The 23,892-nt window shown below is 61.5% G+C and carries 27 protein-coding genes and 1 tRNA gene; 12 read left to right on the top strand and 16 right to left on the bottom strand.

Annotated elements, in window-relative coordinates:
- Positions 1-28 precede the first annotated feature (28 nt).
- Both BLT40_RS02395 and gloB read right to left on the bottom strand, forming a co-directional pair.
- The gene (locus BLT40_RS02395) at positions 29-1,321 is read right to left on the bottom strand and encodes a lytic transglycosylase domain-containing protein (RefSeq protein WP_090351089.1); all 1,293 of its coding nucleotides are present in this window, start codon (positions 1,319-1,321) and stop codon (positions 29-31) included.
- Complete coding sequence (gene gloB, locus BLT40_RS02400; RefSeq protein WP_090351092.1) at positions 1,318-2,085, bottom strand: hydroxyacylglutathione hydrolase; 768 nt, start codon at positions 2,083-2,085, stop codon at positions 1,318-1,320. The genes BLT40_RS02395 and gloB overlap by 4 nt, the downstream gene beginning before the upstream one ends.
- Positions 2,086-2,226: 141 nt before the next feature.
- Between gloB and BLT40_RS02405 the strand changes: the two genes are divergently transcribed.
- The 3 genes from BLT40_RS02405 to dnaQ are packed head-to-tail and all read left to right on the top strand — an operon-like array spanning position 2,227 to position 4,114.
- Positions 2,227-2,919, top strand: a complete 693-nt coding sequence (locus tag BLT40_RS02405) for a methyltransferase domain-containing protein (RefSeq protein WP_036112069.1) — start codon at positions 2,227-2,229, stop codon at positions 2,917-2,919.
- Positions 2,920-2,945: 26 nt separating this feature from the next.
- Positions 2,946-3,395, top strand: a complete 450-nt coding sequence (rnhA, locus tag BLT40_RS02410) for a ribonuclease HI (RefSeq protein ID WP_090352504.1) — start codon at positions 2,946-2,948, stop codon at positions 3,393-3,395.
- Positions 3,392-4,114: a DNA polymerase III subunit epsilon gene (dnaQ, locus tag BLT40_RS02415; RefSeq protein ID WP_090351095.1), complete on the top strand. Its 723-nt coding sequence runs from the start codon at positions 3,392-3,394 to the stop codon at positions 4,112-4,114. The genes rnhA and dnaQ overlap by 4 nt, the downstream gene beginning before the upstream one ends.
- Before the next feature lie 84 nt (positions 4,115-4,198).
- On the opposite strand, the gene BLT40_RS02420 is transcribed toward dnaQ, so the two are convergent.
- Positions 4,199-4,906, bottom strand: coding sequence for a PP2C family protein-serine/threonine phosphatase (locus BLT40_RS02420; RefSeq protein WP_079521024.1), 708 nt, complete (start codon positions 4,904-4,906; stop codon positions 4,199-4,201).
- A 144-nt stretch (positions 4,907-5,050) separates the two neighbouring features.
- On the opposite strand from BLT40_RS02420, the gene BLT40_RS02425 reads away from it, so the two are divergent.
- From BLT40_RS02425 to BLT40_RS02435, 3 genes are all read left to right on the top strand, one after another.
- Positions 5,051-5,140 (top strand) — tRNA-Ser (locus tag BLT40_RS02425).
- 289 nt (positions 5,141-5,429) lie between these two features.
- Entirely contained in the window at positions 5,430-5,780 is a 351-nt protein-coding gene (locus BLT40_RS02430) for a hypothetical protein (RefSeq protein ID WP_090351097.1), read from the top strand.
- Positions 5,781-5,894: 114 nt separating this feature from the next.
- A complete protein-coding gene (locus tag BLT40_RS02435; RefSeq protein ID WP_090351101.1) occupies positions 5,895-6,779 on the top strand; it encodes a hypothetical protein in 885 nt (294 codons plus the stop codon).
- Positions 6,780-6,825: 46 nt separating this feature from the next.
- On the opposite strand, the gene BLT40_RS02440 is transcribed toward BLT40_RS02435, so the two are convergent.
- The 4 genes from BLT40_RS02440 to BLT40_RS02455 all read right to left on the bottom strand — a co-directional run bounded on the left by BLT40_RS02440 (position 6,826) and on the right by BLT40_RS02455 (position 10,356).
- Positions 6,826-7,761 carry a DUF6236 family protein gene (locus tag BLT40_RS02440; RefSeq protein ID WP_090351103.1) on the bottom strand — a complete coding sequence of 312 codons (936 nt, stop codon included), beginning with the start codon at positions 7,759-7,761 and terminating at the stop codon, positions 6,826-6,828.
- Positions 7,762-8,136: 375 nt separating this feature from the next.
- Positions 8,137-8,889: an ATP-binding protein gene (locus tag BLT40_RS02445; protein WP_176809074.1), complete on the bottom strand. Its 753-nt coding sequence runs from the start codon at positions 8,887-8,889 to the stop codon at positions 8,137-8,139.
- The gene (locus BLT40_RS20175) at positions 8,882-9,517 is read right to left on the bottom strand and encodes a Mu transposase domain-containing protein (protein WP_176809075.1); all 636 of its coding nucleotides are present in this window, start codon (positions 9,515-9,517) and stop codon (positions 8,882-8,884) included. The genes BLT40_RS02445 and BLT40_RS20175 overlap by 8 nt, the downstream gene beginning before the upstream one ends.
- A gap of 230 nt (positions 9,518-9,747) precedes the next feature.
- Complete coding sequence (locus BLT40_RS02455; RefSeq protein WP_090351112.1) at positions 9,748-10,356, bottom strand: hypothetical protein; 609 nt, start codon at positions 10,354-10,356, stop codon at positions 9,748-9,750.
- 438 nt (positions 10,357-10,794) lie between these two features.
- Here BLT40_RS02455 and BLT40_RS02460 point away from each other — a divergent pair, with 438 nt between their 5' ends.
- Positions 10,795-11,499 carry a hypothetical protein gene (locus tag BLT40_RS02460; protein WP_143025815.1) on the top strand — a complete coding sequence of 235 codons (705 nt, stop codon included), beginning with the start codon at positions 10,795-10,797 and terminating at the stop codon, positions 11,497-11,499.
- Between the two features lie 347 nt (positions 11,500-11,846).
- On the top strand, positions 11,847-14,456 hold the full coding sequence (locus BLT40_RS02470; protein WP_090351119.1) for an AAA family ATPase: 2,610 nt from the start codon (positions 11,847-11,849) through the stop codon (positions 14,454-14,456).
- A gap of 25 nt (positions 14,457-14,481) precedes the next feature.
- Here BLT40_RS02470 and BLT40_RS02475 read toward each other — a convergent pair whose 3' ends face one another.
- Positions 14,482-15,228 carry a hypothetical protein gene (locus tag BLT40_RS02475; protein WP_090351122.1) on the bottom strand — a complete coding sequence of 249 codons (747 nt, stop codon included), beginning with the start codon at positions 15,226-15,228 and terminating at the stop codon, positions 14,482-14,484.
- A gap of 162 nt (positions 15,229-15,390) precedes the next feature.
- On the bottom strand, positions 15,391-16,032 hold the full coding sequence (locus tag BLT40_RS02480; RefSeq protein ID WP_090351124.1) for a hypothetical protein: 642 nt from the start codon (positions 16,030-16,032) through the stop codon (positions 15,391-15,393).
- A 125-nt stretch (positions 16,033-16,157) separates the two neighbouring features.
- Between BLT40_RS02480 and BLT40_RS02485 the strand changes: the two genes are divergently transcribed.
- The gene (locus BLT40_RS02485) at positions 16,158-16,457 is read left to right on the top strand and encodes a helix-turn-helix domain-containing protein (RefSeq protein ID WP_090351127.1); all 300 of its coding nucleotides are present in this window, start codon (positions 16,158-16,160) and stop codon (positions 16,455-16,457) included.
- Positions 16,458-16,488: 31 nt separating this feature from the next.
- Positions 16,489-17,085 (top strand): hypothetical protein, encoded by a 597-nt coding sequence (locus tag BLT40_RS02490; protein ID WP_090351129.1) that lies wholly within the window; start codon positions 16,489-16,491, stop codon positions 17,083-17,085.
- A gap of 77 nt (positions 17,086-17,162) precedes the next feature.
- On the opposite strand, the gene BLT40_RS02495 is transcribed toward BLT40_RS02490, so the two are convergent.
- The 4 genes from BLT40_RS02495 to BLT40_RS02510 all read right to left on the bottom strand — a co-directional run bounded on the left by BLT40_RS02495 (position 17,163) and on the right by BLT40_RS02510 (position 19,687).
- The gene (locus BLT40_RS02495; RefSeq protein WP_090351132.1) at positions 17,163-17,567 is read right to left on the bottom strand and encodes a hypothetical protein; all 405 of its coding nucleotides are present in this window, start codon (positions 17,565-17,567) and stop codon (positions 17,163-17,165) included.
- Positions 17,568-17,596: 29 nt separating this feature from the next.
- Positions 17,597-18,199: a hypothetical protein gene (locus tag BLT40_RS19875; protein ID WP_143025816.1), complete on the bottom strand. Its 603-nt coding sequence runs from the start codon at positions 18,197-18,199 to the stop codon at positions 17,597-17,599.
- Between the two features lie 99 nt (positions 18,200-18,298).
- Positions 18,299-18,472: a hypothetical protein gene (locus tag BLT40_RS20180; protein WP_176809076.1), complete on the bottom strand. Its 174-nt coding sequence runs from the start codon at positions 18,470-18,472 to the stop codon at positions 18,299-18,301.
- 351 nt (positions 18,473-18,823) lie between these two features.
- Entirely contained in the window at positions 18,824-19,687 is an 864-nt protein-coding gene (locus BLT40_RS02510; RefSeq protein WP_090351138.1) for a hypothetical protein, read from the bottom strand.
- 420 nt (positions 19,688-20,107) lie between these two features.
- Between BLT40_RS02510 and imm40 the strand changes: the two genes are divergently transcribed.
- Positions 20,108-20,452 (top strand): Imm40 family immunity protein, encoded by a 345-nt coding sequence (gene imm40, locus BLT40_RS02515; protein ID WP_090351141.1) that lies wholly within the window; start codon positions 20,108-20,110, stop codon positions 20,450-20,452.
- 76 nt (positions 20,453-20,528) lie between these two features.
- Here imm40 and BLT40_RS02520 read toward each other — a convergent pair whose 3' ends face one another.
- From BLT40_RS02520 to BLT40_RS02530, 3 genes are read right to left on the bottom strand one after another with little or no spacing between them, the layout of a single operon-like run.
- Positions 20,529-21,158 (bottom strand): TetR/AcrR family transcriptional regulator, encoded by a 630-nt coding sequence (locus BLT40_RS02520; protein ID WP_090351144.1) that lies wholly within the window; start codon positions 21,156-21,158, stop codon positions 20,529-20,531.
- Complete coding sequence (locus BLT40_RS02525; RefSeq protein ID WP_090351149.1) at positions 21,155-22,693, bottom strand: FAD-dependent oxidoreductase; 1,539 nt, start codon at positions 22,691-22,693, stop codon at positions 21,155-21,157. Before BLT40_RS02525 ends, BLT40_RS02520 begins: the two co-directional genes overlap by 4 nt.
- Positions 22,694-22,751: 58 nt before the next feature.
- Entirely contained in the window at positions 22,752-23,423 is a 672-nt protein-coding gene (locus BLT40_RS02530; RefSeq protein ID WP_090351152.1) for an LAPAL motif-containing putative phage structural protein, read from the bottom strand.
- A gap of 191 nt (positions 23,424-23,614) precedes the next feature.
- On the opposite strand from BLT40_RS02530, the gene BLT40_RS02535 reads away from it, so the two are divergent.
- Complete coding sequence (locus BLT40_RS02535) at positions 23,615-23,863, top strand: hypothetical protein (RefSeq protein ID WP_139382678.1); 249 nt, start codon at positions 23,615-23,617, stop codon at positions 23,861-23,863.
- Positions 23,864-23,892: the final 29 nt, after the last annotated feature.

Below are 23,892 nucleotides of genomic sequence, written 5' to 3' on the forward strand. Positions count from 1 at the left end.
CGTGTCCGAGGTCCCCTCTCCGTCCGGCTTATTTGGAAGCCGTAAGCCGCAACACCTGGCCCGGCTTCACGGCCTGCGTCTGCAGCCCGTTCCACTTCATCAGCTGGTCGACGCTGACCTGATGACGGCGCGCGATCGTCCAGAGCGACTCCCCGTTATCCACCTTGTGGATCACGACATCGTTCTTTACGGGCGCATCGGACGGTGCCTTCGTCTTCGTGTTCTTCGAAGCCTTCGCCGTAGCCGCTTTCGACACTTTCGCCGCCGCCTTGCCCTTGCGCGAGCTCTTCGCCGGCACATCCGCCGCAGCCACGTCCGCGTCATCCGCTATCGGGTCCGGCACGTCGGCGTCGGCCACCGGATCCACCGGGCCTAGCTTGTACTGATCCGCCGCCGATTTCGGCAGCAGCAGCGACGACGACACCGTAGCCTTCGTCGTGCGGAACGCCGGATTGAAGTCGCGCAGATCGCCCATCGACAGACCGGACTGCTTCGCCGCCTGCGCGAGGGATTGCGGGTTCGATACCTGGACGACCTGCAAGCTGTCCTGGTTGTCCTGCCTGGGCAGCTGCACGTTGAAGCGCGCCGGGTCACGCACGATGCACGCGATCGCCATCAGCTTGACCAGATGCTCGCGCGTGTTCGCCTTCATCGGGACGTCGGGGATGCCGTCGTCATCGCTCGGGCCGCCGTGCTTGTCGATGGTCCTCTTCAGACCGAACTCGCCGGCGTTGTAAGCGACATCCACGAGACGCCAGTCGCCCAGGTCGTCGTAGTAGCGGCGCATCATCGACATCACCGACTCGGTGGACTTGGTGATGTCCAGTCGCTCGTCGTAATTCTTGTCCACGCGCAGGCCCAGCGTATGCGCCGTCTGCGGCATGATCTGCCACATGCCAGCCGGGCGGTTCTTCGCGCCGGGCACGTGGCGATACTGGCTCTCGACCCAGGGCAGCAGCGCGAACTCGCCGGCCACGCTGTGCTGCATCGCCGACTTGTGCGCGTATACGATCAGCGGCAGCACTTCGTTGACCTGCTGCTCGAAGCGGTTGGGCATTTTCGTATACGTGCGAGCCCAGGCCATCACCTGCGGGTCCGCTTCACAGCCGGGCATGGCGAAGCTGTCGCGCATGCTGCCCCAGAAGTCGGCGGGCGGGGCGGGGCGCATCAGCTTCGGCGACATCGTCACGTCGTTCACCGGCGCCGTCTGCGGTGCCGCCGCCAGTGGCGTGGTCGGCACACGCGGCGTCATGGTCGATGCGCATGCCGTGAGGAACAAGGGCATGAGCGAAGGTAACAGGCGCCGGCGTAGGGAATTCATGCTGAGAAGCTGTCCTTGGCACGTCTCAGAGCGGCGAACCGCTCTATCCGTGTGGCGTGGGCTCCACCTTGCGCTTCGCACCAGCGGACGACGGCCTCGCTGTCCACGCGCAGGAAGGGATTGGTGGCGTACTCGTCGGCGAGGCGGCTCGGCACACTCGGCCGGCCCTCCTCGCGCAGGCGCGCTACCTCGTCACGACGGAGGCGCAAGGGTATGTTGTCCGGTTCCACCGTGAGGGCGAAACGGATATTGGACGCGGTGTACTCATGCGCGCAGCAGACCAGGGTCTCCGGCGGCAGATCGGCGAACTTGTCCAGCGACGCGAGCATCTGCTCCGGCGTGCCTTCGAACAGCCGGCCGCAGCCGACGCTGAAGAGGGTGTCGCCACAGAACAGGAAGCCCTCACCGAAGTACGCCACGTGCGAGCTGGTGTGCCCCGGCACGGCGATGACCTTGAAGGTCGCCTTCGGCGCATCCAGAGTGATGGTGTCGCCGTCTTCCACGAAGTGGTTCTTCGGCTGGATGCGAGGATCCGCCGTGGCGTACACGTCCACGTCGTGATTGCGCACGAGGTCCGATACGCCGCCGATGTGATCGTTATGGTGGTGCGTCAGCAGGATGGCCGTCAGCGTCCAGCCTCGCTCTTTCAGCGCGGCTTCGACGGGGGCGGCTTCACCGGGATCCACGACGAAGGCATTGCCCTCGTCATCGGCGACCAGCCAGATGTAGTTGTCGCTCAGAGCCGCGACGGGAACCCAATGCATCGGGCGAACTCCCAGAAAATGGCCGCCCGGGCGATGGACTGTCGGGCGGGGAGGCCGGAATATATCAGCCGGGTATATCCCGCTCGTTAGCCATTTGTTAACCGGTGCGAGCCTCGAACAACCCCACTACACTCGATACCCATGGCTCCATTCGCCCCCGACATCTACGCGACGCCGCAGGTCCGCAAGCTGCTGGCCGACGAAGCGCGCGTGCTGGCGCCCCTGCTGGCGCGCTGCACGGGCGACCACGGGCTGCACCTGACGACCTCGGCGAAGGCCGAGCCGCCCGCGATCCCCCTGCTGGGCCACTGGGCGACCGTGCGGGTCGCCGGGGCGGAACTGGGTGGGGACATCCGCGCGAGCGGCCTGGAGGCCCTCCCGTTCGCCGACGAGGCATTCGGGGTGGTGCTGCTGCGCCATGCCCTCGAGACCACCGCCCGGCAGGACAACCTGCTCGACGAAGCGATCCGCGTCCTCGCCCCGGGCGGCATGCTGGCGATCACCGGCATCCATCCGCTGGGACTGTGGTCGCCATGGGTGGCCCGGCAGAGCCGCGGCCCGAGGCCGCGCCTCACCTGGCCGTGGTGGTGGAGCCAGCGTCTGGTACGCGACGAGTTCGAGCTGTCGATGCCACGCCGCCTCGGCAGCGCCTGGCCACGTGCTGGCGGCGCCCCCGCGCACGGCTCGTTCGTCGGCGGCGGATATTTCCTGGTGGCGCGCAAAAAGCGGCCGTCGGCTGTACCCTTGCGCCCCCGCATGGCGGCGGTGCCCGCACCGATGCCTGGCACGCTCGCCTCCGGCGCGCGTCGCAACGCCCGTGAATCCATAAGCTGAGTTCCATGACCGATACCGTGACCGACATCGATAGAGTTGAAGCCTTCACCGATGGCGCCTGCCTGGGTAATCCCGGCCCGGGTGGCTGGGCCGCGCTGCTGCGCGCCAAGGGCATCGAGAAGATGCTTTCCGGCGGCGAGCGCGACACCACCAACAATCGCATGGAAATGATGGGCGCGATCGCCGCTTTCGAAGCGCTGACCCGTCGCTGCAACGTGCACCTCATGACGGACTCCAAGTACGTCATGCAGGGTGTCCAGGAGTGGGTGCCGAAGTGGCGCCGCAACGGCTGGAAAACCGCCGACAAGAAGCCGGTTAAAAACCAGGATCTCTGGATTCGTCTGGACGCCGCCGCCGCCGCGCACAACGTCACCTGGGAATGGGTGAAGGGGCATAACGGCCATGTGGAAAACGAGCGCGTCGACGTCGCCGCCCGCGATCAGGCCATTCTCTACAAGGAAGGGAAGGTCGCATGAGGCAGGTCGTTCTCGATACGGAAACCACCGGCCTCGAAGCCCACCTCGGTCACCGCCTGGTGGAAATCGGTGCGGTCGAGATGATCGGCCGCCGCCCGACCGGTCGCAACTTCCATACGTATCTCAACCCTGAGCGGAAGATCGACGAAGAGGCGAGCAAGGTCACGGGCATCAAGGACGAAGACCTCGTCGACCAGCCGCTCTTCCGCGACAAGGTGGATGAGTTTCTGGAATTCATCCGCGGCGCGGAACTGATCATCCACAACGCGGTGTTCGACGTCGGATTCATCGACGCGGAGCTGAAGCGCCTCGGGCCGAATTACGGCAGCACCACCGACTACGCCAGCGTTCTCGATACGCTGACCATGGCCCGCACCATGTATCCGGGGCAGCGCAACAGCCTCGATGCGCTGTGTAAGCGCCTCGGCGTCGACAACTCGCGCCGCGATGTCCACGGCGGCCTGCTCGATGCCCAGCTGCTCGCCGACGTCTACGTCGCGATGACCTCCGGCCAGGTCGTGCTCGATCTCGCCTTCGACGCCTCCGCCGATCACGGCCGCACCAACGTCCTCGGCGACATCGTCATCACCCGTCGCCCGGTCGTCCGCCGCGCCACCGCCGAAGAGCTCGAACTGCACGCCAGCCGCCTCGACGCCCTCGACAAAGCCGCCGGCGGCCAAAGCGTCTGGCGCAAACTGGAGTCCGAAACGATCCACTAAACAGTCAAGCCACGTCAGGCGCACCCAGTAGGAGCGCGCCCCGCGCGCGACAAACCCGCCCCCTCAGCGCCCAAGCTGCGAGCTCTACCCGGCAGCCCGCAACAAAATAGCCGTCACATTGTCCCGCCCCGTCCCACCCAGCGCCTCGAGAATCAGGTGATCCACCGCCTCCTGAGCCGCGATATCCGTCCGCCCGACGATCTCTCCGATCCGCGCGTCGACGACTTCGTCAGTCAGGCCGTCGGTACACAGCAGCAACCGCGCCCCCGACGAAAGCTCGCCGCGAGCCAGTCCGATATGCAACTGCTCCGGCGCCGTGATTCCCAGCGCCTGCGTCAGCACGCTGCGCTGAGGATGCGTCCGCGCCTGCGCCTCGGTCAGCTCGCCCGCCTCGACCAGCGCTTCGACGATGGAATGGTCATGCGAGAGGCGCTCCAGCGAGCCGTGCTGCCAGCGATAGATCCGGCTGTCGCCGACCCAGGCAGCCTCGTAGGACCGACCGACGATCCTGATCGCGGCGATGGTCGTCCCCATCGGCCGCGACTCCGACAGCCCGCTGGAGCGAGCGATCAGCGCCTCATTCACCCGCTGGATCGCGTCGACCAGCGACTGACCGGCCGTCACCTGAGCGACCACGCCATCGCGCGCCGTGGCCGACGCCACCTCGCCATGCTGATGACCGCCCATGCCATCCACGACCAGGAACAACCCCAGGCCGGCATCGGCGTAATAGGTGTCCTCGTTGCGCGTGCGGCGCAGTCCCGTATGGGTGCCGTGTCCAAACTCGATCATGTGGGCCTTGGGAAAGCGGAGGAGGGGGCCTAGGGCCCGGGTTTCTCAGGCAGGATGCCGTATGAAAAGGCTGTTGTCACGGCGGGGAAGAGCCACTATCATTGCGGGCCCGGCAGAGCGAAAGCCCTGCCGTCGACCGTTCACGGAGAGGTGGCAGAGTGGTCGAATGTACCTGACTCGAAATCAGGCGTACGTGTAAGCGTACCGAGGGTTCGAATCCCTCCCTCTCCGCCAGTAATAAGCGACCGTTGAGCGCCCGGGGTTCCCACGAACCCCGGGCGTTTTTCGTTAGGTCATTCGGGTAGGTCAGAAGCATATGCATCTACCCCACCACCTGCTCCGTCATAAGAGTGGAGCCTGGTATTCCCGGGTCGTCGTCCCTCGGGACCTCCACGACCACTTTGGCAAGAAAATCCTTAAGCGAAGCCTTGGCACCCGAGATGTTCGAGTGGCTCGTGCATATGCGTATGAGCTGGGCGCGCAGTATGCTCAAGCCGTCGCGCAGGCACGAGGGAAGGGGAGCATGGGACACGGATCGAAGGACCCCGGCCGGTTCTCAACGTTTGAGATCACGCACAATGAGAACGGCCCGCCGTCCGTGAACACCAACGGCACGGTTGAGGATAACGGCGCCGCTTTGGAGGCGCTGCGTTTGCTGGCGGCGCTCCGGAGCGGAGCCGGCCTTACTTCTGCGGCTACCTCTGCGATTACCTCGGCGCCGTCCCCGCCCGATCAGCGTGTTTCGACCGCGCCCACGTTGCGAGAGGCCTTCGAGCGCTTCCGGGCCGCGGAGGCACCGGAAGCCAAAGCGGACACCTGGACCCTGCTTATTATAGGAAAAACGACGAAGAAGATTTTCTGCTGTCGCGCATAAGCAGAAGAAACTAACCTACTGGACCAGGGCGGACACTACGCAATGCGAAGCCGGCCACCGGCCGCGGTCGCGGCTTCGGCTATCCTAGCGCCACCATCCCGAAGGTCCGTTGCGTTGGATACTGCCGCCATCTATGGATTCGAGTTCACCCGGCCGTTCGACGCCGGGGGCTTCCATTTCGAGCCGGTCTCCACCAATCAACAAGAAATCCATGGGTTGGCCCGCGATCTGGAGCGGCACCATCTTACCGGGACCGTTTCTGCCCCCACGCTCTCACGGGAAGCGCTGTTCGATCTGACCGCCATTTTATCTTTTATTGAACACCTCGACGTGAGGCTGTCGCTTCCTATCACCATGGACGACACGCCCGCACTCCCGGAGCGGTTCTTTGATCTGGCCCTACCGGCCGCACATCGGAACAATGGCGGCGGCGCGGTCGTCGGTTGCGACGCATTCAACCCCTGGAAGCAGTCGCGTCATCAGTTCATCGAAAGGGCGCTGCTCGCCGTGACGAAGCGAAAAAGTCCACGTCCGTCGGGTCCACCCCTGCTGCTTTACAAGTGTGTGGAGACCTTCCGGCAGCGATCGCCATTCGTAGAGATCACCTACTTTCTCCTGATTTCGGCCCTCGAAGCGTTCTGTCGAGCGGAGCAAAACGACTTTGAGACCAAGTCCGGCGTCGAACCTATCGTCAAGACGTTGAGGGCCTACGGCTTCGATGTGGAAAACAACCGGCCTACGAGGCCCGAGCGTTCCATGGTCAACTACTTCCACCTGCGAAATGCGCTGTTTCACGAGGGCCGATTTACCCGGACGGTGAACGTCGACGGCATGGACCGGGTGCTCAACTGTTCGGACTACCTTTTCCATCTGTCCATGTTGGTGTCGCTGACGGTTATGAAGGCGGTCGGGTTTGACGACGGTCAGACCAACTGGGATTGCTGGATCGATCGACAATTATGGAAGCCGAGTCCTTTGCGCCCATTGGTCGCCGGCTAACTTGCTGCGTGCGGATGACGCCCGATAAAAATCTCATGCCTCGATGTTATTGGCCAAGCCCGTGCTCAGACGAAAGGCTCAGCAGATAGGCGAAGCTTTTGTTTGCGTCCGATAGACCCTTGGGAGCGAACAACTTCTTGAAGTCGATTTTGACTTTGTCGGTGGCGACTGCCAACGCCGCAAGCTTCAATGCGACGGGTGTTGCCGGAGCCAAAGTATCAATGATCTGATCGATGCCCGTTAGCATTGCCACCGTTTTGAGTGAGAGCGTGCGATCGAGTGTCACCGCAGATTTTGCTCGGGTCATCCAGTTCGCGCTCGCGACAGCGCGGACTTCGTCGATCGCCGCTTCGAGCCGCTTGAGCTCATAGGCCTGAGTGCGCAACGGAGTGGCTGAGGATTCAATGGTGGCGTGGATCTGGTCGATTGCCGCTCTGAACTCTTTGAACTTCGACTTGTGACGGTCTTTGAAGTCGATGGCGTCGGCGATGGGCAAATCTTCGGGAGGCATCGGCAGAGTGGCGTTGATTCGCATCTCGGACACGAATCTCATATCTGAGACAGATGCTGGTGCCTCCCACATCGGAGCATGCCCGCCCATTGTCCAAACTTCTGGTTCGGCCTGATCAAGAGCCAGAAAAGTCTCGGCTTGCGCTTTGAAATAAGCAGCAGCTATATCGTCCGGCCAGGGAAATGGATATGCGCCACCTCGCCGTATCGTTTCGAACCACGGCTCATCCACGATTCTCGGCCCCTCGTCCGTGACGCTCGTTGGGCGCGCATCCGCAATCCCAGCGTCGTAAAGCGTGATGATGTCGGCGGGAACTCCTCCCATCATGAAGGAATTTTGCGCCCAGTGGATTTTGTCGAAGTAAAGCACCGCGTGTCGGAGCAACGTAGCGTCCGCATTCGGGTGAATTCGAAAACCACCCTCAGAGCGCAAAAAATTCGGGCCAAGGATGACCCCTCGTTCGAAGTCCATATGAATTCCCACTGGCGCCATACCCTGTAATCAGCATACATCGAGGCCGTCTCTCGGCAAGAGTGACATCACCATCAGCATGGGTCGGGCCTCAGTGCTGGGCTCGCCGGTAAGGACAGTGGTTCCAGGGCACTGTTCCTACTCCATGCTTGGGCAATGGCTCCGCCGTTTGATGAGCGCGGCGCCTTTGTTCCGGAGTTGACGAGCCTGGTCGGGCAGTCTGCGATAGGCGAAGGCAAAGCCGGATGATAGGGCGGTGCGTTTTCGGCATTTCGGCGGCTGTGGCGGTTATTCGTCCGCCGCTTGCGCGAAACTTGGGTTGTCCTAGCCCCAAGCGCGCTCGGGGCACAGGCCGCACGACCATCGCTCGCCCAATTATGAGGATTTTAGTCCGGCCTTCTTCGGCGACCACGGCCGCAATGTAATCTCGTGTGCGCCCATGAGTAATCGGCCAAAGATGCCACTGGCGATCGTGGGATCGGCGAAGCGGTCGTCCCACTCATCCACGGCCCGGGGCGATGCGACGATGGTAGCGCGCTGCCATCGCTCACGACGGTCGACGACCTGCCACAGCAGGAAGGTGGCTTCTGCTGTGGCGGGCTCCAAGGCGAAATCATCCAGGATTACTAGGTCGTAGCGCCCGAGCTGGCGAAAGGTGCGTTCGCGGTTGGCCGCCGATTGCTGCTCTAGTGTCGTCAGTAACTCCGGCACGCGCGCAAAGTGGACCGACCGACCTTGATTGACAGCGCGGCGTGCCAAACCGCACACGAGATGGGTCTTACCCGACCGGGTGGGCCCGGTAATGACCAGATTCTGGCACCGGTCGAGCCATGCCAGGGTTTCCAGATGGCGCAGCCGGGCAGGCGGCAATCCGCGCATTTCGCTGGGCTGCCAGCTATCGATCACCAGACCATCGGGTAACACCGCCTTGCGCCGGAACCGCTCAGTGCGCACCGCCGCGGAAACGTTTTGCTGGCCAGAAATCAGTGCTGCGACACACTCCAGCGAACATCGTCCAGCGTTTTTGGGTTCGGAAACCCATTGCTCCAACGCCAGAGCCATACCAGGCAGGCGTAGGCTCCGGAGCGACGCCAGCAGCTCATCCATACGGAGGTTGACCTCAGTCATGGCGGCGCTCCCGAAGTGCGCTGGCGCTGAGATCAAGTCGGGATCGCGCGACAACCTTGTCCTGGCGCTCCGCCACCGCCAACACCCGCTTGATGGCCGAGACATTCGCCGTGCCATGGTTGTAGGCCCAGCCGATCGCGCTCTCCACGGCCGGCCCGCCGTGGGCGCTGGCGAGGCGTTTGATCGCATCCGCAGGCTTCCACCCGAGCATCCGGCGCTCCTGTGCGAACTGCTCGCGAACAAAACGGAAGGTGTTGGGTCCCGTCTCTTTGGCCCACTCCAACAGCAGCTCAGGCTTCCGGCCGGCTTGCGCGCGGTGCGCGCCGGTCATATGCGTCGGGTCGGTCGTCGAACCACCTAGCGCGTGACTACGGATGTGACGAGCCACCGTCTTACGCTTATGGATCAGCTCCACGTGCGTATGCGTCACGCGGGCGGTGATCGCTTCGCCCACGAGAGTATTTGGCACAGAGTAGAAATGCCGGTGGATGGGCACGTGGTAATCCGCGCCCGTTTTCTTGATCTCGATCCACTCGGCGTAGCGATAGGGGACGTCTGGCAGCGGACGCAGCGCATGGCGCTCTTCGGCGTCGAAGCGAGCACGGCGACTCGGAAAGCCGCCCGTCATTGGGTCTTGGTTGAGCCGATCAAGCAGAGGACGTATTGCTGCGTTGATGTCGTCGATCGAACCGAAGGCCTCACGCCGAAGGCGGGAAAGGATGTCGTCTTGAACGCACTGGACTGCGCCTCGGCCTTGGCCTTGTCTTTGGGACGGAAGGGGCGGGTGTGCTGAAGCACCGTGCCGTAGTGACGGGCCAGGTCTTCATAAGCCAGTGTGTGCGACGCTTTCAGGTTGTCTCAGACCAACAACTGCGCGACCCCGCCGAAATAATCGAACATCGGCACATGCGCACCGACGAAGTCGGGCGTGCTTTGAGAGGCGGTGGCCCAGGCGAAGGTCAGTGAGGTGGCGCCGGTGACGGCGACGAAGATTTGCGCGCGCGCGGTTTTGCCCGTGACCCGGTCGGTATACGGAATCGTGTCGCCGGCGAAATCGTTCAAGATATCTTCGCCGGAGTAATGCGTCTGTCGCATTGAAGTTGGCTGGCGTTTCAGGTGGTCGCGCAGCAACCGCGCCAGATATGGGTAAGAGGGCGTGGTGGCGGGGTATTGCTCCTTCTGGTCCTTCCACCAGACCGTCAGCGGCATTTTCCATTCCCGCAGGTTGGCGTGGAGGGTCGGCAGGTCGGGCAGGTCAGCGGACTTGATCCGTGGCACGCGTTTGTTGAAGAGGGCATCGAAGGCCTCGACGGGGAGGTCGTTTAGCTGAGCGGCTGTGTATCCGCGCTCACCGGCGATCTTGCGATAGCGGCGCACCGTGGATTCCGCCATGCCTGTGGCGGCGGCAATCCGGTAGTTGTTGAGGCGGGTGGTCAGGACGAGATGGACGGCATCGATTTGTCGCATTGGGGAAATCCTTGTTGGATGGGGTTTTAAGCCACACTTGCCCGTGCCGCTCCGGTCGTCCGGGCAGCGCTTGACAGCTATGGGGTTTGGCTCTAAACCGCATCCCAGCAGGCTGATCACGCTGCAGGATCGAATGGGGCCGGGAAGTTGGTGCTTCCTGGCCCTTTTCCGTGGGCAAGTAGTCCAAGGGATTGCGTTACATGGAGCACCTCCAAATCGACGGGCAGAGGTCACCAGCAGCAGAGCCGCAGATGACGAAGGGGGCAGAACGACCGTCGTTGTAAGGGAATCTCGGTAACTGTCAATCGACCAGGGCGAAATTTGTTCGGAGCCGTGATCGATGTGCGTGCGCGCTGGCACAGGAGCGGCGTCAGGTCTGGGCTCAAGTCTCTGGCGCGGCGGCCGCTACAGCAGCGCCCCCCCTTCTTTGGCGCCACGATGTCCCATGCCGCCCCCCTGCTTTCCGAACTTCTTGCTGCGCGCAAACGGCCGCAGTGGGCACCCCTGACCTGGTTTGAACAAAAGCTGGAGCGCGCAGGGCATCACGCGTTCCGAGCGGTTGTTGCGACCATCGCGGCATTCCTGGTGGTGGCATTCGTCGCGTTTTGGTTTCGTCCCCTAGGCGATTCCGGCAAGCAGGGCATCTTTCTGCTGTTCCTGGTCAACGTATTCGTCGGCTATATCTTCCTGGTGATCAATGCCGTCCAGGTCGCAGCGATGTTCTATGTGCCGAACGTTCGTCGCGCGCACGGGCTCCATCGGTTCGCGCACCAGCGGGCGTTGGCCGTGCGGGTGGCTGAGTTCTCCATCACCGAGGTCAACGAAGCTGAGCTCTGGTTAAAACAACAGGCGAAGAGAATCCGCGTGGTCGGCGCGGTGGTCGGTGGCGGACCGTTGACCCTGGCCACCGTCGTGACCCTGTTCCAAAACACCAACTTTCAGAGCGCCGTTCAGGCGGTGGCCGACGTGGTCGGTTCGGTATTTCATGTTTCGGTGGCGACGGCGAAAGTTGCGTTGGAAGTCGGCACCTTTGCTGCAATTTGCCAGTTGGGATTTAGCCTACTCATCGCTGCGCGCTACGACTGGCTGACGGGGGTGATCGAACACTCACGCCTGATCCGCCCTGCGCTGCCAGCAAACTAGGTGTTCAAAAACGGAAGGACGGCATGCATATAGGATGGCTGATCGTCGCTGCCCTGGCCTGTGTCACGGGCCTGAGGGCAGCTTGTCTGTGGTGGCAGGCCAGCCGGATTGTGGCGAATCCGGTGTGGGTCGCCGAACCAGGAGAGGCGATGGCCTCTCTACAAGGGTGGGTTTTTGCCATGCTGGAAGCGTCCTCCCGGTCCAGTCGGAAGAACGCGCGTGCCGCCATCTGGACGGGCATATCCGTTGGATTGTCCAGTTTGACGGCCTTGTCCGGTGCGATGAACCTTTAGCCGCTGCGTGCGTCAGGCACGCAGCCCGATGCGAAAGAAATCAGGGGAAGAATCATGGCAAAGCAGGGACAAGGGCAGGCGCCGGAGACGCTTGAAGAATGGCTGAGCGCACGGCCGAGCTGGCTCCGCGCCGCAGCTCAGGGACTGCTGGGGGCAGGGCGCAAGTTGAGCGACGACGAGGTTGATGCCTTGGCCTCCCATTGCCTGGATGAGGCTGGGGATCGTTTGGCTGAAGGCCACGCCCCGATTGCTCCGGGGGCGGTCCTAGGGACTTCATCCGGGGTCAATCTTCGAATCAATCGGATTCACGACATTCACGGCGTCAACGCGCTCAGTTCTCGGGCTGAGCTCAACCTGGCGCAGGCCGACCTCACCGTGGTGTATGGCGGCAATGGTTCGGGAAAATCGGGCTACGCACGTCTGGTCAAGCACATCTGTGGTGCGCGCGCGGCCGAACCGATCCACGGTAACGTTTTTTCCAATGCCTCCGAGCCGGTGTCGGCGCGTGTCGTCGTGAGCCGAGAAGTCATCAAAGACGGGCAAACTGTGGTCAAGCCGTTCGAAGTGGAATGGCACGGTGCGACGGGGCCTGTCCCCTGGCTCAACGCCATCCATGTGTTCGATACCGCGACGGCCACCGAGATGGGGCACGGCCCGCACAACGCTTCTCATCTTCCACGTGCCTTGCGTTTCATCGAAGCATTGATCGCGACGTCCGATCGGGTGGCTGGAAACCTGAAAGTTCGTGCCAGCCAGCTCGTTAAGCAGCTTCCCACCATGCCTCCGGCGTTCGCGGGAACTGCGGCGGCCACGTTCTACGGAGGGCTTGCTTCAACCATGGCGGTGCGCGCGATCAACGAGGGGTGTCACATCTCCGATGATCAGCGCGCTGAGCGTGTCGCCCTGGAGGCGGCTCTGGCCCAAGCTGATCCTGCGGCTGGCTACGCCAAAGTGATTCGGGAACTCGAACGAGTTACCAAACTTGTTACGGATATGGGCCCGTGGGCCGCATCATTCGACGATGTTAGGGCCAGGTCCATCGTGGCCGCGCGCGAAGCTGCGGTGGCGAAACGGGGTGCCGCTCAGCAGTATGCCGACCGCTTCTTTGAAAGCATGCCATTACCGGGTGTCGGCGAAGAAGCTTGGCGCTATCTGTGGGGTGCGGCGGCCCGATACGCGCAAGAGCGCGCCTATCCAGGTCATGCGCATCCCAATCTCGATGAAGGCGCGCGTTGCGTTCTTTGCCAGCAGCACCTGGCGCCCGATGCGAACCTGCGCATGGCGAACTTCGCCGACTACGTGGCGAACCATCTTGAAGCTGACGCGGTCGCCGCCGAGCGCGCCCTGGGTGAGTGGGTAGCCTCTGTTCCGGAGACGCCTAACTCGGACTATTGGGCCTCCGTTGGCGCTTCGATCGGACTCGGTCCAGAAGCGGTGACTGCGCTTGGCCGACAGGTCGCCGACCGCTTGGCCGCTCTACGGGGTGTCCGAGCAGTGGCCCAGGCACCCCTCGTGGCTTGGGAGGACTTCAACGCGGCGGCAGAAGATCGTCTTCGTACGCTTGCCGCCGAACGTGACGCGCTGGCTGGGCTCATGGACCCGGCAGGACGGCAGCAGAGGCAGACCCGGCTAATAGAGCTCCAGGCCCAGGAATGGCTCGCCCAGACGCGCGATGCGGTGGCTGCGGAAGTGGAACGACTGAAACTCCAGGCAGTGATCGAAAAGGCAGTGCGGTTGACACACACCGCGACCCTGACGACCCGAGCCAACGAAATCGCCGAAGCCGAACTCGCGGGCGGATTCCGAGAGCGATTCCACGCGGAGTTGGCCCGCTTGGGTGGCGGCACCATTCCGGTTGAGATGAACTACAAGCTTGAGGGCAAAGGCAAGGTCACGTTCTCTGTGGCGCTCGCGGGTGCCGGTAAAATCAAGAACAGGGAGGTGCTGAGTGAAGGCGAGCAGCGCATTGTGGCCTTGTCGGCGTTCTTCGCCGATGTGAGTGCCAGCGACCGGGAGCTGCCCGTGATCTTTGACGATCCGATTTCTTCGCTCGATCAGCGCTATGAGGAGGCTGTGGCCGGACGTCTGGTGGAGCTCGCCGCGAGCCGACAGGTCATCGTGTTTACCCATCGCATCTCGCTGGGAGTGTTGATCTCAGGTGCGGCCGAACAGCGGAAAGATGACGGCGGCAGCAAGGTTTCGGTTCACATTGCTTCGATTGACCGCGATGGGAACGAAGCGGGTGTGCCTGCGTCCATAGATGTCTTCGCCGTGCGCCCCAAGACAGGATTGGATGAACTTCTCAAGCGTGTGACTGAGAGCAAAGCCCTCGATCTTGATTTGAGAAAACTGGTGCTGAAGGCATCGTGTAGCAACTTCCGAATACTTGTCGAGCGATCCATCGAAGATCACCTCTGTTCGAAAGTTATCGTTCGGTTTCGCCGGTCCATCACCACCCTAGAACGGCTTCCGAAGCTCGCTGCTATCGACATCGGTGACTGCCGAGTGCTCGATCACATGATGACGAAATATTCGGCCTTCGAGCACTCCCAGGCGTATGAAACACCAGTGTGGCTTCCGGATGCGGATGAGCTAATCACCGACATCCAGGCCATGACGCTTTGGATCGCGGACTTCGACAAGCGAGCCAAAGCGATGGTGTGACAGCGGTCCTTGGCTGAGACCCCGCTTATTCCAACGCCGGCATCAAGCGAAGCACTTCCGCTGCGACCGCCCTTGCTTGCGGCTCCGTCAGGCCACCGGAAAGCGCGCTCGAACGTCCGTCGTGGTCCAGGTCCACGCGGTAGGCCACCACGGCCAGTTGCTTGGCGGCGTGTGCCGAGCGGATGCTGCCGAGCCCGCCGATCGTGGAGTTGGTTACGACGAGCGCAACATGGCCATCCAACGCGTTTCGCATCGTCAGCGAATAGATCCGGCCCACTGCAACCTCGGTTCCATCAGGTAGGCGCACGGCATCGGCCCGGACGGCGAATGGGGTCGCCTGAACCTGACGCCTGCTGTTTTGGAACGCGCGCACGAACACCGCGAGTAGGCCACCGACCAATGCCCACGCGATGGCCATCGAGGTCAGCATGGCCGCCAAGCTTCGCCACGGGCCACCCAAGTTTCCGACCGCAATCACCGCCACGAAGCGGGCAAGAACGGGAAGGACAGTGAACACAGAGGGCAGCGGGGCAGGGTTGACGTCAATGACAGCCCAACCGTCGTCCTGAGGCGTGACGGTGAGTGGCGCGGATCCCCTCGCGCCAGTTTTCCGACGTTGGCCTCGGCCGCGAAGCATTGCCCAGCGTGCGCCGCCAACGATCATGGCAGGCAGCAGGCCCATCACTGCTGAGACGGGAAGGCTTCCGATTTCATGCTCGAAGAACGCAGTGGAAAGGACCCACGCGATCAGGAATACGTTTCTTACCGACATGATGTGATCTCTCGGATAGCAGGCGCCGGTTGCCAGGGCCCGCGTGGATTAGCGGTTGGATTCGTCGCGGTTACCGCCGGGTGCGAACCCGCCAACCCAAAACAGGGGCTCATGCGCATTGCTTCCGTATCCGGAGATCACGATCACGCGAGCCAAGATCGCTCAGTATTGGCCGCGCAGTTGCGTCGGATTTGGTGCCCTGCGGAAATCCATGAGGAACGGAACACGCGGAGGATTCGGGCCCACCGTTCGATCGGGTGCGATGGGGACGCCTGGCGCAAACGTGGTGCGGGACATCATCCCCAGATACGTCGTGGTCGCGTCGGACATAACCGTCTCGTTGCCCAAATCATCCTTGGTTGCGATTGGGGCATTACACAGGTCAAACGTTTCCTCGCGGTGCGCTTGCTCGCTCGTCCAAATCGTTGCTCGGGTTCGCCAGCAGGCTTCGGATGCGCCAAACGTTTCGAAATAAAGGCTGACTCGGGGAAACTTGCCCGGATTGCTTACAGGCGTATACGTGCGGAAGATGCCACTGAAGGTGGATCCATACGTCGGCGAGATCGGCCGATAAGCTGCTCCTTCGGTAATTGCTCCTCCGCGGCTATTCGTGCCGGCATCGGTCGACCCGCTGGCGGCCGGACGACCCATCACGGCGCCGGCCGTGCGCTGAAGAAACCCCTTGGAGCCGCCATCGGTCGTTTGGGCCGAAACGACGGTCGCCCTTCCCGCAAGCAGCAAAGCACAAGTGGACACGACCGCGACGCGGCCGCCCCGCCGCCGGAGGCTCGTCACAAGCTTCATTTCCCTGGTCCTTGATGCGCCGTCACCGACGCGGGTCGAAGCATATACCTGAAAAACGGGTTTGCACCTGAAAATAGTGTAAACAAGGGTATGCTCTAGCGTGCGTGGGCCATCCGAGGGTCCGCATGCGAAAGCCCGTCCCAAAACTCAAGAGTGTCCACAAGACCGAGCAGTTAGTGCTGTGCGGCCTGTTGAGAGAGCTGCGCTTGGCGACTGGGTTTCGGCAGGATCAGGTTGCTGAGAAGCTTCAAACGAGCCAGACGACCGTTTCCGACTGGGAGTTGGGGGCTAGGGGTGTCGATCTGCTGGTTTGCCGACGCCTAGTCGCCATCTACCGCGTGGAGTGGCCTGCCTTCATCGCTGAGCTCGAACGGCGGCTGAGCGTGCTTCCTACGCCCGCAGCTGAGCTGGTTGGCAAGCAGTAAGCATCAACTGACTTTTCTTCGGGAGGGCGCCGTGAGCCTTGTCCAGACTAACTGGAACGTCATTTCAGCCAACATTTGGCTGTTTCTCAGCTGGACGGTCGCCGTTGGCGCTGCGGTCTGGGCCGCCATCCATTTTCTTTACCGCCACCGTATCGAACAGGACGGCGCCGAGATTCAGCGGCTCCAATCACGGCTGTCAGACCTGAAGGCGGATCAGGCGGCCGGGCCGGCATTAGCCGGCGGACCTGTCCAAGCTGATGTTTACGTTTATCCGGACGCCGGGGACAACGGGCTTAACATCCTAGGGCACTCCGTCACCGACATCGTCGTCGGGCAAACCTATTCCATGGCGGCGACAATCCCCGCTGGAGGTCGCCTGAAACTCCAAATGTCGGGCACCCCGCCAAGGTTTCTGGAGGAAATGCCTGGAGGATGGCATTTCAACGTTTCCATGCGGAACTGGCAGGCCAATCTCTACGACCAGACGGACCACACGCAGTGGTTCACGGCCCGATCGGGGGAAGCCGAGCTGGCATTTATCCCTGCGCGCCCTGGCAAGATCGTCGTGACCGTCTTCGAGGGGAGCCACGAAGCGTCGTGGGAAAAAACATTAAAGGTGGTTGCTTAGCAACCACCGGCCATGTCCATGTCAGAGACGAGCAAAAGCTTCTGACAAGGGCAATTCGTCGATTCTGCAGACGATTTTTATTCGAACAGCTTGCCGTCGGCCTTCAAGGTGGCCAGATGCTTCATGAAGGCGGGGCCGTCCTCGGTCAAATGGCTACCATCATCTTTCCTAATCCCTTCGTTTTCGGTGATCTCGAAGTCATCCCCCGAGTTTGCCCACAGAAAGAAACGCACGGCGCGGGAGCCAATACCTTGGCGCTTATAGGCGCCGCCCTTGCCCTCCAAGAACATGTTGATCAGACGCCACGTCATATCGCCGCCAGGGCCTTCCGCTCCGGCGAACTCAAAATGGCCGATTTCCTCCTCCTGGCTGTTTACCACTCTCACTGACTCACGCTCTAAACGGAGTTCGATGCGTTCACCCGTTGTAAGTGTGAGTTCCAGAATCTCATCATCAATATCTATCTCAGATACGATTGCCATGGATGGCTTGTTCCCTTTTAGGTGAATGGTTATTCGGCTTCATCTTTGGAACCGGATGATGTCAGAACCGGATGGGCGGCCAGGTCGGAGAGGAACTGTTCGATGTCACGCTGCTTCGGCGAATAGCACCGGGCGACATCTATGCCAGCTTTTTCCAGCCGGGGTCGGGCTTGGTTGAGCTTAGATGTCCACCCACGATCCAATAGAATATAGTCGCAATACAGAGCGTTCAATGCGTGTTGGACACCGGAGGCGTCGTTGGCATCCAGTTCTTCCTGGGGGTTGAGCATGGGCGGGCGCACGAGTTCACCCAGCAGGGTCCACATCGGCGAATGCCCCTTCGAAGGATCGAACCTGCGCGCCTTGGCAAGAAATTCGGGGTCTTGGCGAACGTCGTTGAACGCCGTGGCCATGTTTCCTGTCGCCTGATCGAAGGTCTCATTTAGACTTTGGTCGTCAGTGGACGTGACTGTTGCGCTTACATTCCAGTAGGTCCGGAAGTAGCCCGGCTCACCAGGTGGATGAGGTCTTGCGACGTGTTCGGCAAGATTGATGTCTCCGACAACTTGGAAGTCATCCCCGCCGGACCGTTTCAGGTTCTTGTCTGCTCGAAGGAAGAACACTTGGGGCATGACTTGTTCAATCAGGCGATCAACGGCGTCCGCATGGCGTGGGTCACCAACACGACAAAGCTCCGCCGTGTTTACATGACTTAAACAGAGCGTCCCGCCTCATGTTCGGAGTGCGTCGATGAATCGGCGGCCGAGTTCCCCGTTCTCCGAGAAACGCATCAGTGCCCAGTGATCCAGGTAAACGGCAGGACGGATCAGCTCGTTCCGGACGTAGGTCGCCCGGATGCGGTAGGGGCCTTCGATGTAACGCATAGCGCGAATGCGAACGAGCACGGGCATTCCAGGTTCTGGTCAGGCAAACTCGGTCGGCGGGTTGTGATCTCGGACTTTACCTAGGAACGGACATCCGGTGTGGGCAGCCATCTCATCCGTTGACGCTGGCTGAGGTCACGATGTGGAAACAGGCGAAGAGCTCGCCAAGGCGACCACACAGGCATCCGATTTGTCCCACGGTATTCGCTAAGCCAAACATCCTTGACACGCTGTAACTTCGGGCTAGGTTGGCGAAAACTCTGAGGCTAGACCATGAACGACGGGCACACACCTGGCGGGAAAGACGAACTACACGTGCGGATCGCACGCGCGAGCGCTACATTCAGCGTCCTCGGGGCCATCGCACTAGCGTTATTCTTCATCGTGATATGCCCGCATCATCACTAAATCGGTGCCCGTATTTGCGTAGATAACAGTTAGCAAGACTTGAGAAATAACCAAGATTGCTAAAATCCACATCCCCGCTTGGGCCTGTCCGCGCAGACGCTCGAACTTTGCTTGACCTTCGTCCGTTGCGGCCCCCGCAGCGGTGGTCAATGATGAGGGATCGGAAGGGGGCTCAGTTCCCAAACTGGGCGCTGGCGCGGCCCCCTCTTCACCCTCTTCACCTTCATTCCTCTGGGGGGCGTCGTTAGCTGTGTCCTCGACTACCGGATCAGGTGACAAGGGCTTAGCGGCGTCGCCATCCACATCCTCGACCGATTCAGGCAGATATCTCACATAGAGAAGAAGGGCGAGAGCGGTCACGCTCGCGTATATCGTCGCGATCCCGACAGACTGATTAACCAATGGCCGATAGTGCCGGGCCAAGTAACACAGGTAGGCGATGGCTAGAATGACAGCTGAGACGATGTAATAGCGGGCATTCGAGTCGTTACGAAAGTCCCTGCCCCTGTTAGCGCTTCCTACCAGCGCGAAGCCCGCCGCGACGCCAGCGAGGCAGGGCAGAGTAAAGCTCGCGCAATCCATCGCGGCCCTCCATCCCTTGGACGGTCGCAGATCGGCGGAATACGATATGTAGTAGACGAACGGGGTGGCGATGAGTAGCACACTCAGGCCTGCGAGCATGCCTGCCGCTGCGGGCAACGCATACTTCAGGGGCAATGCGCCGCTCGCGCCTATCGCCTTCCACCCTCTACTCCAACTTAAAACGATCCAGCCAAGTAGGAGAGCGTCGGCGAGCCAGCCCCAATATAGAAATGTCGGCAAATCCATGGTGTCCTTTCCTCGGCAACTTTGCACTGCGATGCTGACTGAGAACTGTCAGCGAATCAATCTTGCTCTCCGTCCCACGTTATTCGCCGTGATAGCCTTCCGGCTTGATAGGTCAACTCAGAGAGGTCAATACCTCCCCGAGGAATCTGGCGTGAAACGGATGCTTTAGGCGGTAAAAAACGGGCTCTGGCGGAGATGCAGTCAGAATCCCACCCTCTCCGCCAGTAAAGTAAGTCGTTGAACGCCCAGGACCCTCGTGGTTACTGGCGTTTTTCGTTAGGGCACTGGGGTAGGTCAGAAGCCATGCGTCTACCCACCATCTGCTCCATCATACGAACAACAGTCACAACGGCATCTTTCAGTTCATCAAGGGCGATCAGAACGAAACAACCATCGCCTTTTCATTCCGGATAACCCGCAATGAGTCTTCCATCACCGTTTCTTAATTGGGTTAGGCACCGCGGCGTCTCCGTGATGGACGCGTTCGGCACGGAGGACGTCGCTCTCGATGCCGAGGACGCCATCGAAGCAGCGCAGTTGCTCGCCGACACCGGGGTAGCGGTCCTGGGCGGAGATGTATTCTTTCGGACGGCGCAAGGCTTCGAGCTGGCCTACGCCAACTGGTGCAGCAATCCAAGACCCGGCGAGAATGCGGCCGCCTACGCGGCTCGGTCCATCCGGGAAACCTGTGACTACATCCGAGACTTTCCGATACGTCCCGACCGGACAGCGATCTTCGCTCTAGTCGTTTCCGAGGTCTTTTAAGGCTGCCTTGGCTACGTTGATGAAGACGTCGACGGGCGTGATCTCGCTGGGTTCGGATCCGATTCGGCCGACGGATTCACGTCCGCCTTTGACCCATACCGTGCCTCAGCAAGTCAGCGTGCTGAGCGGCCAGCGCGTTGAGATCGGGGGCTAAGGGACTGTCCGGAAACGTATCCCTGAACAGGACGCCGAGCAGCATCGGGCCCATGATGGAAAAGAGCATCAGCGCAGGATCTCCTTCCCGGATGCTTCCGGTCGACTGGCCTCGCTGGATATTTGCCGTCAAAAACGCTGCGACCTTGCCGATGACCTCGTCATGCCAAACCGCCGCAAGGTCGGGAAACGTCCGGCCCTCGACCAGAACCATGCGCACGATACCGGGAACGCGCGGATCGCTCATCCTGCCGGCGACCTGCGAGAGGATCATTGGCAGGACGGTGTTGACGTCGTTGTCGGCGCTGCTGGACGCGTTTTCGATGGTGCTGAGGTGCTCCGTCACGAGATGCCGGGCGACCGCCCGGAAGACATCCGCTTTCGTTTCGAAATATCGGTAAATCGTCCCTTTCACCACGCCGGCGCGTCGGGCTACGTCGGCCAGCTTTGCATTGGCGTAACCCTTGGCCACGAACTCATCAATAGCGGCTTCGATGATTTCCTGTGGGCGGGCGTCTTTGCGCCGGCTCCATTTAGGTTCCTGTTCTGTCACAAATCCTGCCTGTCGGTTACTCCTGGACGATAAGAACGCGAAGCGAAGTAGGAGTCCAGCGTTTCGACCGAGCCTGCGGGGTCGGCGAGGGCAACCCAGGTGTCGGGACGGAGCAGATAGAGCGCGTCCTGCCGGAGACCCGCTTTTTCATACGCGGATGTCCAGGTGAATTCCCCTAGCACGACCCCGCGCTCGCCACACCATGCTTTGAGGTCTTCCTTCGCGGTGCCGTACACGTGCACCTGCCATCCAATCCTGGCCAACGATTCGAAATTATCGCGTCCATCGATGCTGACCCAGGGGAGGCGCTCGCCGGCGTCGACGTCTCCTGCCGTCCCCTCGCTTAGTGTGCTGTCTTTGTAGGTCAGGGCCGTCTGCGACACCATCTTGAACAGGAGTTCGCGTGCAGGGCCGACCTTGTACACAGCACTGGCAATCAACGGCACGCCGTAGCTGCGCATGATGTCGGCAAGCCCTCCATCCGCCGTGATCAGGCTGAAGACTCGGTCGGTGGTCTTGACCAGCTCGCGTGCAAAGGCCTGCCGCTCGTCGGCATACGTGTCGAGCAGGACGTCCGGCGCCCGGCCGTGGATGACCTCGGCGAGTTTCCAGGCGAGGTTGATGGCATCGAGAATTCCGGTATTCATGCCCTGTCCACCCGCCGGGCTATGGACGTGACCTGCGTCGCCCATCAGAAAAACCCGGCCTTCGCGGAAACGGTCGGCAACACGGTGATGTACGCGGTAATGGGAAAACCAGTTGACCTTCTCGACCTTGATACCGACGCTCGCGATGGCCTCCTGCCCGACATCTTCGAAGGTCAGGCTTTCCGGGTGCTGTGCGCGCTCGTCCTGAACGGTTCCAATGAGCCGCGCCTTCCCGTCATCGCTGTAGGAGAGCACCGCAACGAAGTCCGATCCGTTGAGCGCGATATGCGCCTCGCCCATGTCTTCGAGGCCTGACAACTCGACGTCGGCAACATAGAAGACCTGCCGGTACGTGCCCCCCTCGAAACCTATGCCGAGCTGTTTGCGGACGGTGGAGCTTGCCCCGTCGCAGGCTGACAGATACATGGCCGATGCCGTTTCCTCCGTACCGTCTGCGCTACGAAGACGCGCTTCGACGTGGTCTCCCTTGTCCTGAAAGTCGACCAGCTCGGTCTCCCGTTCGACGTTCACGCCGAGGGAGGCGAGCTTGGCCACCAGCGTCTTTTCGTGGAGGTCCTGGGGATAGACGAGGATGTAGGGGTAGGGGGACAGACCGCTGCCGATGTCTTGCAATGCAACCCGGGCGCGACGCTTTCCGCGCGCCCAGATATTCATGGCCCGGTTCTGGAAGCCCGCGGCAACCACTTCGTCGCTGAGATCCAGCTGCCGGTAGAGCTCCAGTGTCCGGGCCTGCACGGCCATGGCCCGGGACGTGGTCCCTGGCCCGGCTGTTCGGTCGATGATTCGGACCTTCACACCCTGGGCCGTCAGCCAGAGTGCATGCGCCAGGCCAGTGGGGCCTGCACCAACGATAAGAACGTCCGACATGGCTCACCTCGACCGCGTTAATGACTTTCAGGTCATTTTGGCAGGAATGGAGGTGGCGTCAAGCCCAGAGCCGGGCAGACCACCGAGCTCCGCTGATGGGCGCGTGTCGAAGATTCTCAGCGACAGGCGAAACGAAGGATGGGAGGTCACCCGCGTCCACGGTGATATTTACCGACGACCCCTGGCCGAGCGCGACAACGTCGATGCCCGATGTTTCGAGCGGGGCGAGTACCCGCTCCATGGCTTTTCGCACGCCGACATCCCTCAGCAGATCCACGGTCGCGCCCTCGGTGTCGTAGAAATCGTTCCCGACATAGATGCGAGCCCGCGGGCGGTCCCGGCCCACAGGATCGGTCAGTTCAACTTGAGTGATTGGCCTGGCTCGCAGCCATTTCAGCAATGGAATGAGCCCCGTCTTTCCGAGCACGCCCAGTGCGCCAAGAATCGCCGAAGCATTCGCGGTGGCGGTTGCCTCGGAGCCCGCGAAGATGTCGCGAACCGACTGCAGCCACTTGACGCCTGTTACGAAGTCGACGTTGAAGCTGCCCGTCTTGAACGAACCTTTGACGTTGACGTTCACCTTGGCCTTGTCGCCATAGAGAACCTTGGCCGAGGCATCCAGCAGGTCCGCCATGGCAAGAAGTGCCGGCGCGAGTTCGCGCGGATCCATCTCATGGTTTTCGAGAGCCGGGCCATCGTAAGTAACGCGAAACTCGGTCGTGTCGCTCATCGTACCTCCGTGTATTCCACCATCTGAAATGCCGGGGGATTGTATCTCCGCATCCGCTGGCGAGGGCGCCGGTACCGTCCTGGACGAAGCGAAAGGGGTGGAAACCTAGCGAGAGTCGTGGGTGGCACCACACCCCTTCACACAATCGCCGTCCCAACAGAGCAGTATCACGTCTGAAGGGAGGGTCGCACATGCGAGGTATGGTTGCCTGGTACCACCATGAGCTTCGTGTAGCACTCATCGAGCGAATCGCGGGGTTTACCGTCGGTACGCTGGAAGAAGGCCTCATATCGCCGGGCGACGTCCTGTCAGGCGACCTGCGCACGTTTGGCTGCAGCCGTCTCAACAACGAAACAACCGGAAAATCCCTGCTTTTCGACGTCGAGGCCGAAGCGCTGACGGAAGAGGAAGCGACCGATCTCCTTGCCTTCATCCGCTGAGCTTTCGCGCCAGATCCACAAACGCTCGA

Origin of the sequence: Dyella sp. 333MFSha (assembly GCF_900102405.1) — a bacterium.
GTDB lineage: Bacteria > Pseudomonadota > Gammaproteobacteria > Xanthomonadales > Rhodanobacteraceae > Luteibacter > Luteibacter mycovicinus.